The organism is Methylobacterium sp. J-088, from assembly GCF_022829295.1.
GTDB lineage: Bacteria > Pseudomonadota > Alphaproteobacteria > Rhizobiales > Beijerinckiaceae > Methylobacterium.
This window is the reverse complement of record NZ_JAKSYH010000084.1, coordinates 17,633-30,017: the sequence shown is the minus strand read 5'-3', so window position 1 is coordinate 30,017 and position 12,385 is coordinate 17,633. Positions and strand designations below refer to the sequence as shown.

Genomic DNA, 12,385 nt, shown 5'->3' with positions numbered 1-12,385 from the left:
GCGTGTCGAGCGAGAACTCGTAGAACAGGGCACCCTGCTCGACTTGCCGAGGTCCCATCATCTGCTTCGATCTCCGTCTCTGGACAGGAGTGAATCACCTCATCACAGCCGCTGCAACACCCGAGTTTTTCAACAGAATCGGTATAAGGGCAGACTTTCGAGATGGTAACGGGCGTAGTCGGCTATGGGTCAAATTCGGTAGCGAATTGACTCGAGCAAAAATTGATGGGGAGATGCCGTCCTGCGAATGACTGAAGCCTCGATCGCTTATCCGGCCGAGCCCGAAGCGGCCCCCATACTCGCTCGTAGACGGGCAGTTTCCTCTGGTCCGAGCGCGAGTACGAATCTGATGCACTCCTCAAGAAACACTGCTTCCTGGGTACCAGACTGCTTGGCAGCATGCGAAACTTCACGCGCTAGCGAGAAGTCAACCAGAATGGACAGTGGTCGGAATGCTGCCATTGCCAGCCTGCTCATTACCGGGGGTAAAGTTGCAACAGGAACCTTCACGGCAGGACTTGGCGACGAAGAAGGCTGAGCTGAAAGGCTGTGCGCCCTGTGCCTGCCCTGCGTCGCGAGGCAATCCGCTCGTTCGTTGAGTGGATCTCCGGAGTGGCCCTGAACCCACGTCCACTTCACATCGCGCTGGCTGGCGAGCTCGTCCAGGCGTTGCATCAAGTCGAGATTCTTCACCAGGCCTTTCGAGTTTTGCCAACCTTTGGCCTTCCAGCCGCCCATCCACTTGGTGACGGATTTGACCACGTACTGGCTGTCGCAGCGCATCTCGATCTGCGCGCCCTCGGAGAAGTGCTCCAGCGCCCGGATGGCTGCCGTCAGCTCCATGCGGTTATTCGTACTATTAGTCTCACCCCCACATAGATCCAAATGCCCGTCCGGGCCCGAGATGACCACCCCCCAGCCACCAGGGCCAGGATTAGGCGAGCAGCCTCCGTCAGCATAGACAACGATTCGCGTCATGACGTGATCCTTAGGGTTGGGAGGCGTGCCCGCGGTTTTAACCGCAGCGGAAGCAACGTCTTCCCTGCTTGTAACTCCCTTCCCCACCGATCTCTACATGGGGAAAGTCAGTAGTAAGCAACTATCAAGCAGCCCGGTGCACCCAAGTGATCTCAAATGCACCCACGTGATACAGAACGACTCGAAGTAAAATCGAATGCACAGCAAATAAAAAGATCACAATATTGTGTGCAGAAATTCCATCGCGGGAGATCCCTCTGTTGCGGCGAGGGCCATCACGATGCCCTCAGGAAGACCGACATGGCCGGCTCGGCCGCGGCCCATCGCGCTCCTAGCTAGAGCGCGCCCCGGACCGCGGGTAGGCCGGGTGCGACCCGGTCCCGGAGCGCACGGACGGCACGGCCGCGTTGCACCGGGCGCCCCGAGCGACCAGAAGGGATCGCAGCAAACACCCGCAGTGAGGGCCGCATGCGCACCGAGACGCCGCCGCTGATCCGCTTGGAGGAGTACCGTCCGAGCGACTACCTGATCGATCGCGTCGATCTCGACATTCGCCTCGATCCGCACGCCACCCGCATCGACGCGACCCTGGCGCTGCGTCCGAACCCGGCCGGCATCCCGGATGCGCCCCTGAACCTCGACGGCGACGACCTGCATTTGGTGTCGGTGGCCCTCGACGGCGCGGCGCTCGCTGCAGACGTCTACACGGCGTCCCCGGCAGGCCTGAGCCTGCTGGCCCCGCCCCGAAAACCCTTCACCCTGCGGCTCGTCACCGAAGTCGATCCCACCGCCAACACCAAGCTGATGGGGCTCTACCGCTCCAGCGGGGTCTACTGCACCCAGTGCGAGGCGGATGGCTTCCGCCGCATCACCTACTTCCTCGACCGCCCCGACGTCATGGCGGTCTACACCACCCGGATCGAGGCCGACCGCGCCGAGGTGCCGGTTCTGCTGGGCAACGGCAACCTGATCGAGTCCGGACCCATTGGTGACGACCGGCACTTCGCGGTCTGGCACGATCCGCATCCGAAACCCGCCTACCTGTTCGCCCTCGTCGGCGGCCGGCTGGGGAAGGCCGAGACCCGCTTCACCACCATGGAGGGGCGTCCCGTCACCTGCGCGGTCTATGTCGAGCCCGGCAAGGAGCCCCGGGCGGACTACGCCCTCGATGCGGTGATCCGCTCCATGGCCTGGGACGAGACGGCGTTCGGCCGCCCTTACGACCTCGACGTGTTCAACGTCGTGGCCGTGTCGGACTTCAACATGGGCGCCATGGAGAACAAGGGGCTCAACATCTTCAACGACAAATACGTGCTGGCGAGCCCCGAAACGGCGACCGACGGCGACTACGCGGCCATCGAGGCGATCATCGCCCACGAGTACTTTCACAACTGGTCGGGCAACCGCGTCACCTGCCGGGACTGGTTCCAGCTGTGCCTGAAGGAGGGCCTGACGGTCTTCCGCGATCAGGAATTCTCATCCGACATGCGCTCCCGGCCGGTGCACCGGATCGCCGAGGTGCGTGGCCTCCGGGCGCGCCAGTTCCCCGAGGATGCCGGGCCGCTGCGCCACCCGGTCCGGCCCCGGGCCTATGCGGAGATCAACAACTTCTACACGGCGACCGTCTACGACAAGGGCGCCGAGATCGTCCGGATGCTGCGCACCCTGATCGGCGCGCAGGCGTTCCGGGCCGGCATGGACCGGTACTTCGCCGACAATGACGGGCGCGCCGCCACCGTCGAGGATTTTCTCTCCGCCTTCGCAACCGTGAGCGGGCGCGACCTCACGGCCTTCGCCCGCTGGTACGAGCGCCCCGGCACGCCGCGCCTGTCGATCTCCGGCCACTACGATCCGCAAGGCGCCCGCTACACCCTGCGGCTCGCGCAGAGCCTGCCCGATGCCGACGGGCAAGAGGGACCGCCGCTGGTGATCCCGGTCGCCCTCGGCCTCGTCGGCGCGTCGGGACCGCTGACCGATGCGACGTGCGCCCCGGTGCGGGACGGCGTGTTCGTCCTCGACCGTCCGGAGGCCGAGATCGCCTTCGAGGGCGTCACCGAGGAGCCGGTCCCGTCCGTGCTGCGGGACTTCTCGGCACCGGTCCGCCTCGACCTCGTGTTGACCGATGCGCAACGCATGCGCCTGCTGGCCCACGACAGCGACCCGTTCAACCGCTGGCAGGCCGCACAGGACGTCGCCCTGCGGCTGATCCTCGAACCCGATGCCCGCCGCATGAAGGCCTTCGCGGAGGCGCTCGGCCGTTTCCTCGACGGCGAGGCGCTCGCCGATCCGGCCTTCGCGGCCCTGGTGCTGGCGTTGCCGAGCGAGGGCGAAGCCGCCGACGCCCTGCCGGCCGACGTCGATCCCGACGCAATCCACCGGGCGCGCCGCGATCTGCGGTCCTTTCTCGGCCAGAGCCTGCGGCCGCGCTTCGAGCGGATCGACGCTGCCCTCGTGCCGGTTGCCGGGGCGCCCTACAGCCCCGACTCGGCCTCGGCGGGGCGTCGATCGCTCCGCAACGCCGCCCTCGATCTGCTCGCGGCGGGCGACCCCGAAGCCGGTGCGCAACGGGCCGCCGAGCGGTTGGCGGACGCCACCAACATGACCGATCGCCTCGCCGCCCTGGCCACACTGGCGCTGATCCCGGGCGAAACCCGGGAGGCGGCGCTCGCGGATTTCGCGGCGCGCTACGCCGACGAACCCCTCGTCCTCGACAAATGGTTCGCCATCCAGGCCCAGATCCCGGAGGCCGGGACATTGGAGCGAATCAGCCGGCTGCAGGCCCATCCCGCCTTCACGCTCACCAACCCGAATCGGGTGCGCGCCCTGATCGGCAGCTTCGCGTTCGGCAACCCGACTCAGTTCGCGAGGGCTGACGGCGCCGGTTTTTCATGCGTGGTCAAGACAGTTGCAGCACTCGACTCGACCAATCCGCAGGTTGCAGCGCGCCTGCTGACGGCCTTCGGATCCTGGCGCCGCCTGGAAAAATCGCGGGCGGCCAAAGCTGCCGAAATGCTCAACGGGATCAAGGCGATCCCGGGCCTCTCCCGGGACTCCGCCGACATTCTCGCGCGTACGCTGGGAGGCGGCTAAGTATCTGCACTGACGGCACAAATTGATTCTTCGGCGCTCTTGCAACAAGCGGCCCGCGTCAAGCCCGTATGGTAAAAAAGCCGTGGACAAACCGCCCCGTGGGGTGATTGTATTCACACAGATTCGGGGGGCCGAGCGCTCCGCCCAGTCGCAGTTTCCACGGGCGAGGTTCGGCCATGCCGGAGGCGGGTTCCGCTTCCTTCTCCGCGCGTGCGGATTCGACTCGTGCCGTTTCCTGGCCAAGTCGCACGCCGGAGACCCGGTTCGGCCAGGCCGAGCGCTGGCTGCGCTTTGCCGTGCCGGGAACGCTGGCGGTCTTTCTGGCCTGCCTGTGCGGGCTCGCCGCGCTTCATATCCGGGGCCAGCGCGCCGAGATCCTGGCGGTCGCCCAGGCTGAGCTCGAAGGGTTCGCACGCTTGGCCGCGCGGGCCATCGGTCCCTCGGGAACCGTGGGCGCGGATCTGCGGGCTCTGATGCCGGAGAGCGGCCGGCAGCCTGGCCGGCGGCTGCTGCTGATCCGGCCCGACACCCGCATCGTCGCCGCACATCCGCCCCTCCCGGCCGATCTGCACACCCTGTCCCAGGTCCTCGGCGCAAGCGAGCCGCTGTCCGGCCTCAGCGAGCGCGCGGGCGCCATCGCCCTCGACCTTCCGGGCGGCGAGACCGTGCTGGCCGCCATGCACAGCCTGCCGGGTGGCACCGGGCAGGTGGCCGTGCTCCAGCCGGTCGAGCCGCTGCTGCGCGGCTGGAGCGCTCGGACCCGGGATCAGATCGTGCTGATCGCCGCCGCCGCCATCGTGATCGTCGGGGTCGGGCTCGCCTACGGTCTCCAGACCCGGCAGGCGGCCCGGGCCGACCGCGCCCGCGAGACGATCCGCGGGCGCCTGGAGACCGCCCTGCGCCGGGGTGCCTGCGGCCTGTGGGATTGGGACGTCGCTCGGGGCCGGATCTACTGGTCCGATTCGATGTACGGCCTGCTCGGGTATCGGCGGCAGCACGAATATCTCTCGTTCGGGGACGTCAACGGCCTCGTTCACCCCGACGACGGCGACCTCTACAGCCTCGCCCGCGGTGTGGCGGCCAACCAGACCCATATCGACCACGCCTTCCGCATGCGCGGCGCCGACGGAGCCTATGTCTGGTTTCGCGCCCGGGCCGAGGTGGTGGTGAACGCCATCGACGGAAGCCGGCATCTCGTCGGCATCGCCACCGACATCAGCGAGCAGCGCGCCCTCGAAGAGACCAACGCGGCGGCCGACATGCGCCTGCGCGACGCCGTCGAGGCGATCTCGGAGGCGTTCGTCCTCTGGGATACCGGCAACCGGCTGGTCCTGTGCAATTCGAAGTTTCGCCATCTCCATGCCCTCAGCCCGGAGGATGCCCGGTCGGGCCAGAGCTACGTCGAGGTGATGCGGCGAGGCGTGCTGCCGCAGATCCGGCGCGAGTCGGGCGATGTCGGCCTGGTGCCCGGCGGCGCGACGGCCAGGACCTTCGAGGCCGAACTCGCGGACGGCCGCTGGCTCCAGATCAGCGAGCGGCGCACTAAGGACGGCGGCTACGTCTCGGTCGGGACCGATATCACCAGCCTGAAACGCCACCAGGAGCAGCTGCAGGCCTCGGAGCGCGAGCTGATCGAGACCGTGAAGGATCTCAAGCGCTCGCGCCGAACCCTGGAACTCCAGACCCAGCAACTCGCCGACCTCGCCGAGCGCTACCTCGACCAGAAGGCCGTCGCCGAGGCGGCGAACCAGGCCAAGGCTGAGTACCTGGCCAACATGAGCCACGAGCTGCGCACGCCGCTCAACGCGATCATCGGCTTCGCCGACGTCATGGAGAACGCGGTTCTCGGACCCCTCGGCACGCCCCGCTACACCGAATATTGCCGCGATATCCGCGAGAGCGGCTCGCACCTTCTGTCCATGATCGACGACATCCTCGACATGGCCCGGCTCGAAGCGCGCCGCGTGCGGCTGAACCCCCGGACGGTCTCGGCCGAGGCTGCGGTGTCGTCGGCGATCGCGCCGTTCGCGGCGGTGGCCGACGAGAAGGCGATCACCATCACCACGGACATGCCGCCGGATCTCGACCTGCTGGCCGATCCCAGCGCGCTGCAGCAGATCCTAGCCAACCTCGTTCAGAACGCGGTTAAATTCACGCCGGCCGGTGGGCGGATTGCCGTGCGCGTGCGGCGCGCCGGTGCGAGCACGCATCTCTACGTGGTCGATAACGGCATCGGCATCCGACGCGCGGACCTCGCGCGGCTCGGCCGGCCGTTCACCCAGGTCGAGGCGCAGATGACCCGCAGCCATAAGGGTTCGGGACTGGGGCTCGCCATCACGCGCTCGATGGTGGAGCTGCACGGCGGATCGCTGCGCATCCGCTCCGAGGAAACCGTCGGCACCATCGTCCTCGTGCGCCTACCGGCCGCGAATCTGGGCCGCCCGGACCCGATCGGGTCCGAGCGCACATCCGCTGCGCCCCGGCGCGACCGCCGCACGGCGGCAACGGTCGCGGCCTAGCGGGCTCCCGGCCGGCCCAGACACGGCGCGTCAGCGCCGCGGATCGAGGCCGCCGAGCCGGGCCATGCGGCCCTGTTCCGCGTGCCAGCGCGCATCCGCCACGGCCCGCGCGAGGCTCCGGATGCGCCAGCGGCGGTAGAGGACGAGGATCGGATTGCCGCGCAGCTTGGCTTGATGCCTCTGGAGGCGCCGGATCAGGTCCGGCAACTGGGCCGAGGCCGCATCGCCGGTGGCGATCTCGATCGCCCGGAGTTCGGCCCGGAGACCCGCCTTCCAGTCTTCCATCCTGTCCGCGCCTCCGCGCTGAAACCACCGGCGGGCTCGCCCGGGCGGTGACGCCATCCGGGTCACGAAAACCGTCGAGGCCGCGGCATGACTGCACGCTCCGCAAACCCGCGCCAGAGGGATGGGTTTACGCCTCAGACGATCCGTTCGGCGGATCACGCACGGAGGATACGATCGATGCGCTCGCAAACACGGTTGCGCGTCAGCGTCGCGACGCTGCTGGCCCTTTCGGCCGCGCCCGCGCTGGCACAGAGCACCGGCTACGTCACGGGCTTTCCCGGCAAGGATCCCTCAGGCGACGAGGCGATTGGCTGGGGCCCGGCCTACCGGCCGGAAACGAGCTTCGCGGAGCCCGGGACACCGCCGACGCCCGGCGAGATCGCCGGCCGGGCCTATCGCGCCCGGACCGGAAACGGCGTCTACGATCGCGTCGAGGGCGATGGTCTTCACCGCACGCGGTAGGTTCGTGCCCGGTCGTATCGCATCGTGCTCCGAACGGCCGGAACCGCCTTTGCAGGACGGTGCCCTACCGCTTCCGCAGAGCCCGCTTGGCGGCGGTCCGCGCCTCTCGCTCGAACTGGGCGAGCCGGAGACGGCGCTCCAGGGACAGCGCGTGGCCACCCGGCGGCAGCGCGATGATCTCGGCGATCGGAGTCCGATCCCGGTAGAGGCTCTCCAGGGCCGACCCGTCGAGGGTTGCGGCATCGAGGCGGTCGGCGAAGCCGGTCTCGTGGCAGGCGCGTACGATCTCGGCTTCCAGGAGCAATCCCGGGGCGTGGCTGCGCAGATCCTCGTCGTAGGCGGTCTTCAGCAGCGTGGCGATGCCGCCGCCGACCAACGCGAGGCTGATTGCAATCGGCCGGCCATCGAGGGTGAGGGCGTCCGCCCGGATGCCCACCGGTCCCGAACCGGCTGCGAATAGGGCATGGGCAAGCCTGTCGGTCTCGGGACGGCAGGCCATGGCGGTGCCGGCTTGCCCCTTCCAGCCGGTTCGTTCCAGGGTGAGGAACGACGCGACCAAGCGGGCGAGGTCCGCCCCCGATGTCGCACTCTCGAACCCGACGGTGCCGGCTTCCGCCAACCGGCGGGTTCGGCGGCGCAGATCCTTGAATCGCGACCGGTTCGGGTGACCGGCCAGGAAGGCGTCGTAATCGGCGCGGCGGTCCATCACCGGCCGGTCGAAGGCTGCCACGGTGCCCACGGCCCAGCCGCGGGCCCGCATGGCCGCCAGCATGTCCGGCACCGCACCCTCCTGGGTCGGCAGGAGCGGCCAGCGCCAGGCGCCGCCGCCGGAGGCCGCTTCGAGGGCGGCGACGAGGTCGTGCGCGTAGGCGGCGCGCTCCGGCCCCTCGGCGATCAGGGGCGCCGTGGCGGTGACGAAGGGTGAGAGGAACGGCCGCATCACCCGGCCACCGAGGGCGGAGACGTCGCGGGTCGCCGCGCAGGGCAGGAGCGCGACCAGCCGGTCCCCGCGCCTGACGCTGACGAAGCGCAGGCCGGCCGGCAGCAACCCGGCGGCTTCGTGCGCCGCCAGGACGTGCCGCGAAAAGTGTGGGTGCGGCTGGGCGGCGGTCGCGAACAGCGCGTCCCAGCTTTCCGCCTCCGGCGCCGCGGCGCCGGTGATCGACCGTGCGGACCGGCGGAGGGCCACGGTGGCGCGGTTCATCGGACGGCTCCCGCGGACCAGATCGGTGTCGGCAGCCCGTGGACCCGGCCAGCGGCCTGGGCGAGGAAGCCGGCTCGCGCGACGGTAGCGACCGCCACCGCCACGGCCGCGCCGAGCGCGCCCAGGGCGGGGACCAGGGCGAGACACAGGCCAGCGGCGGCGATGAGCGCACCCGCGGTGATCCCGGCACAGCGCCGCTCACCGCCCAGCATGGTCAGAAGATCCTCGCCCGGCCCGAACAGACTCGCGGCGACGCTTCCGGCCACGAGTACGCACAGGATCGGGATACTGTCGTTGAGCTCCGCACCGAACATCGCCAGGAGCAACGGCGCGGCGGCCAGGATCGCGCCGCCGACCGCGACCGTCGCGGCCGCGGTCAGGTGGGCTTGGCGCCGCACCAGTTCGGCCAGGAGGAAACGGTTCTCCAGCGCGTGGGCGGCGCTGTAGCGCTGCAGGGTCGCGGCACTGACGGCGAAATGCACGAAGACCACGAATTGCTGGATCCGGGTCGCGGCGAAATAGAGCCCCACCTCAGCCGGGCTCACGAGGGCGCCCAGAACGATGACATCGACGAAGGTGAATCCGGCATTGGCCAGATCGATCGCGGCGATCGGCAGGCTCGTGCCGAGCCAAGTCCGCCAGTGGTAGCGGTGCGGCCCGTCCGCCAACTCCCGGCGTAGCCGGGTGATGAGCAGAGTTGCCTGAAGGGCCGTCGCGACGGCGGCGGCCACCAGCATGCAGCCCATGGCGACCTCGGCGCGCGGCGGGGCGCCGAGAAGGATTGCCGCGATCATGCAAGCCATCATCAGGGTCTGGCGCAGGAGGTAGGGTGGCGCGATGGCGAGCCCGATCCAGTTCTGGCTGCGGGCCACGCCCTCCAGATAATCCTGAAGCGCGAACAGCGGCATCACGCAGAGGGCGACCGCGATCGGGGCCCTGTAGGCCGGCGCGAACAACGCAGGCTCGAGGAACAGCAGCGCCGCGCCGAGGCCCGCGACCGAGAGCGCTGCCCCGCCGGTCATGAGTGCACCGGCGCGGATGTAGCCTCGGGCGAGGTCGAGATCACCGTGGGCCTGGTTGGCGGGCACGAACCGGCAGGCGCCCTGCGACAGACCGAGCGTCAGCGTATGGCCGAGCATCGCGGTCCAGACCCAGACGGAGGCGAAGATGCCGTAGGCGTCCCAGCCCATCAGCCGCGCCGCCAGGACCTGGGCGCCGTATGCGAAACCGGCCGAGCCGACACGGATCGCGAAGACCGTCAACGCCACCCGTTGCGGACCGCCGCGCAGGGCGCGCAAACGCCGGAACGTACGGATCGGGAGAGCCGTGGCTGACACTACGCGTTCCAGGCCGAACTCAAGTTGGCGGGACGCCGACCTGCGATGGTCCGGTCTAACCCGGTGCGCGTTGCGCCCCGGTTAAGGGCGGCGTGGCGGGCACGGCTTTCGGCTCGGCGGGCGTTTCGGTCTTCGCGAGCGATGTGACGATCGTGAGCGCCACATGCTCGGCCATGCAGCGCAGGCCGAGATCGTTGAGTCGGAACTGACGTCCCAGGAAGTGGCCCTCCCCCCGGTCGATGCGGCTCGACAGGTAGTGCAGCGCCTCGTAGCGCCGCACCAGCGGGACCTGCTGTTGGGTTGCAACGGTCCGCACGGCTTCGACGATTCGGTTGTAATCGGCATCCGCGGCCATGCTGGCCGTGTAGATCGGGTCGACCAGAACCACGTCGATCCCATGGGACCGGATCCAGGTCACCGCTTCGGCGAGCGCGGACTCGAAGGCCTCAGCATCCACGCGGGCGATGGCGTCGTGGGTGCCGACCTGCCAGACGACCAGATCGGGTTCGGCCTCCACCACCATGGTGCGCAGGCGCTCGGCGGCGCCGGACGCGATCTCACCCGGGAGGCCGCGGTGGTCGATCACCACGTCGACCTTCGGCAAGGCCCGTTCCAGGGCCGCCTCCAGCTTGGCTGGATAGGAGGCGGATGCGCCCGGTGCCGCAGAGCCGCCGATCGCCAGCAGTTTGATCGGCCGCTTTTCGGCGAGCGCCGCCTGGACGGCGCCCAGCTTGGCAGCTGTATAGAGCTGTGCGCCCGGCACCCGGCATTCAAGGGACAGGCTCGGCTCGCTGGCGCCCGGGTCCGCCATCTGTTCGGCTCGGGGTGGCGATGCCGAGGCGGCCAGCATCACGGCTGCCAGGATCGCAGCCCGTCGAGACGGCCGTGGTCTGGCCGTACTCAAGGCCGCAGCCTCGGAGCCTTGCTGCGGGTACGCCACTCGACGAACCATGCGGTCAATCCCAGCCCGATCAGGCCCGAGCCGGCGACCAGCATATCGATCAGCAGGCCGCCGCCGGTCTGGAAACGCACCAGCTGCCCGATCAGGCTCAGGATCGAGCCCATCGAGAAGACAGCCAGGGAGTTCCGTCCCAGCTGGGTCAGATAGCCGACGATGCGGCCGATTCGGGGGGCGAGCAATGCGTAAACGGGGGCAAACGCCAACAATACCCCCAGAAAATGTACAAGACGCGCCGGCGTGAGATAGGTCTTCTCGAACGTGAACAGCAGACGCGGCTCCGGAACCAGCATCGGATCCGGCCGGATCTCGGTCACCGCGAGCACGATCCCGGCCAGGACGATGACGATGCCGGCGGGAAACAGCCGACGCGCCCACCGGCGCACGAAGTCGGACCGGCCATTCCATCGCTGCAGCAGAAAGCCCAGTACCAGAAGCACTTGCCAGCAGAACGGATCGAAATACCAATCTCCCTCCCCGGGCCAGGAGGGCAAGTTCCATTCGAAGACGAGGCTCGCGAGGTAGATGCCTGCTGACAGGATCAGGGTTGCCACGAGGCTGTAGCGGCCGACCAGCACGAAGAGCGGCGCGACCCCGATCAGCAGCACGTAGAGCGGCAGGATGTTGAAGTAGCCGAGTTGGTAGGTCAGCAGCACCATCCCGCAGACCGATTGGATCGGGTCGGCGAAGAAGCCGCCGGCATTGTGCCATTCGAGGATCAGCGGATTGTCGAGCAGGAGCGCCGCACCCGCGATGATGGCCAGCGCCATCAGCATCACGGTGAGCTGCGCCCGGTAAACCTCGACGGTCCGGTTCAGCAACCGCACCACGCTCTTGCCCGCGGGCTCCGGGACCCCGTCGCGGCCGCGGGTCGCGATGCCGATCGACCACCCGGCCAGGAACACGAACAGCTCGGCGGCGTCCGAGATGCCGTATTGCGAGAAGGTATAGCGCTCGAAGGTATTGCCCGGGATGTGATTGATGAAGATCGTCACCAGGGCGAAGCCGCGCCAGAAGTCGATCGCGTTGGGGTCCCGCATCGTCGCGGCGGCTCCGAATTTCGATGCGTCCGCGGTTCGGCGGCAAGCGGCGGCCCCTGATACGGCGCCGCGTCGGGTCTGCAAAGGCGAACAAAGGGGGGGATCGCGCCGCGGGTCGAACCGGAACGTCACAGCTGCGTTACGTCCCGGCACGGAGCCCTCCGACCGATGACCCGCCCGATCACCCTCCCTGGCCTTTCAATCCTCCTGGCCGTCCTGGCGGCGGACGCCGCCCTGGCGCAGGCTCAGACCGGGACGGGCGGCGGCCCGACCTCGACGGTGACGGCGCCCAATGCCTCGTCGGTCGGCCGGGTCATGCCTCCGAGCCGCGGTGCGGGCGCGGCGACCGCGGACGACCGGCGCGAGCGCACGCCGCGCGAGGCGGAGAACGACAAGGTGATGCGCGGGATCTGCATCGGTTGCGCCCCGCGCTAGAGCGCCCTCCGCCGAAGTGGACCCCGGTTCGGCGTAAGAGAGCGGGCCAAAACAAGGACTTAGAGCCGTGCTCGATT

10 protein-coding genes are annotated in these 12,385 nt (G+C 68.8%); 4 read left to right on the top strand and 6 right to left on the bottom strand.

Going from position 1 to position 12,385, the window contains the following annotated elements:
- Positions 1-267 precede the first annotated feature (267 nt).
- On the bottom strand, positions 268-978 hold the full coding sequence (rnhA, locus tag MKK63_RS09915; RefSeq protein WP_244001150.1) for a ribonuclease HI: 711 nt from the start codon (positions 976-978) through the stop codon (positions 268-270).
- A gap of 468 nt (positions 979-1,446) precedes the next feature.
- Between rnhA and pepN the strand changes: the two genes are divergently transcribed.
- Together pepN and MKK63_RS09905 are read left to right on the top strand one after the other, a co-directional pair.
- A complete protein-coding gene (pepN, locus tag MKK63_RS09910) occupies positions 1,447-4,068 on the top strand; it encodes an aminopeptidase N (RefSeq protein ID WP_244001148.1) in 2,622 nt (873 codons plus the stop codon).
- Positions 4,069-4,244: 176 nt separating this feature from the next.
- The gene (locus tag MKK63_RS09905) at positions 4,245-6,587 is read left to right on the top strand and encodes a PAS domain-containing sensor histidine kinase (protein WP_244001146.1); all 2,343 of its coding nucleotides are present in this window, start codon (positions 4,245-4,247) and stop codon (positions 6,585-6,587) included.
- Positions 6,588-6,617: 30 nt separating this feature from the next.
- On the opposite strand, the gene MKK63_RS09900 is transcribed toward MKK63_RS09905, so the two are convergent.
- Complete coding sequence (locus tag MKK63_RS09900; protein WP_244001144.1) at positions 6,618-6,872, bottom strand: hypothetical protein; 255 nt, start codon at positions 6,870-6,872, stop codon at positions 6,618-6,620.
- A 177-nt stretch (positions 6,873-7,049) separates the two neighbouring features.
- On the opposite strand from MKK63_RS09900, the gene MKK63_RS09895 reads away from it, so the two are divergent.
- Entirely contained in the window at positions 7,050-7,334 is a 285-nt protein-coding gene (locus tag MKK63_RS09895) for a hypothetical protein (RefSeq protein ID WP_244001142.1), read from the top strand.
- A gap of 64 nt (positions 7,335-7,398) precedes the next feature.
- Here the strand turns inward: MKK63_RS09895 and MKK63_RS09890 are convergent, their stop codons facing one another.
- From MKK63_RS09890 to MKK63_RS09875, 4 genes are read right to left on the bottom strand one after another with little or no spacing between them, the layout of a single operon-like run.
- Positions 7,399-8,538, bottom strand: a complete 1,140-nt coding sequence (locus tag MKK63_RS09890; protein WP_244001140.1) for a GNAT family N-acetyltransferase — start codon at positions 8,536-8,538, stop codon at positions 7,399-7,401.
- Positions 8,535-9,875 (bottom strand): lipopolysaccharide biosynthesis protein, encoded by a 1,341-nt coding sequence (locus MKK63_RS09885; RefSeq protein WP_244001138.1) that lies wholly within the window; start codon positions 9,873-9,875, stop codon positions 8,535-8,537. The genes MKK63_RS09890 and MKK63_RS09885 overlap by 4 nt, the downstream gene beginning before the upstream one ends.
- Before the next feature lie 55 nt (positions 9,876-9,930).
- Complete coding sequence (locus MKK63_RS09880) at positions 9,931-10,725, bottom strand: SGNH/GDSL hydrolase family protein (RefSeq protein ID WP_244001155.1); 795 nt, start codon at positions 10,723-10,725, stop codon at positions 9,931-9,933.
- A 50-nt stretch (positions 10,726-10,775) separates the two neighbouring features.
- Positions 10,776-11,873, bottom strand: coding sequence for an OpgC family protein (locus tag MKK63_RS09875; protein WP_244001135.1), 1,098 nt, complete (start codon positions 11,871-11,873; stop codon positions 10,776-10,778).
- 168 nt (positions 11,874-12,041) lie between these two features.
- On the opposite strand from MKK63_RS09875, the gene MKK63_RS09870 reads away from it, so the two are divergent.
- Positions 12,042-12,308 (top strand): hypothetical protein, encoded by a 267-nt coding sequence (locus MKK63_RS09870; RefSeq protein ID WP_244001132.1) that lies wholly within the window; start codon positions 12,042-12,044, stop codon positions 12,306-12,308.
- Positions 12,309-12,385 lie beyond the last annotated feature (77 nt).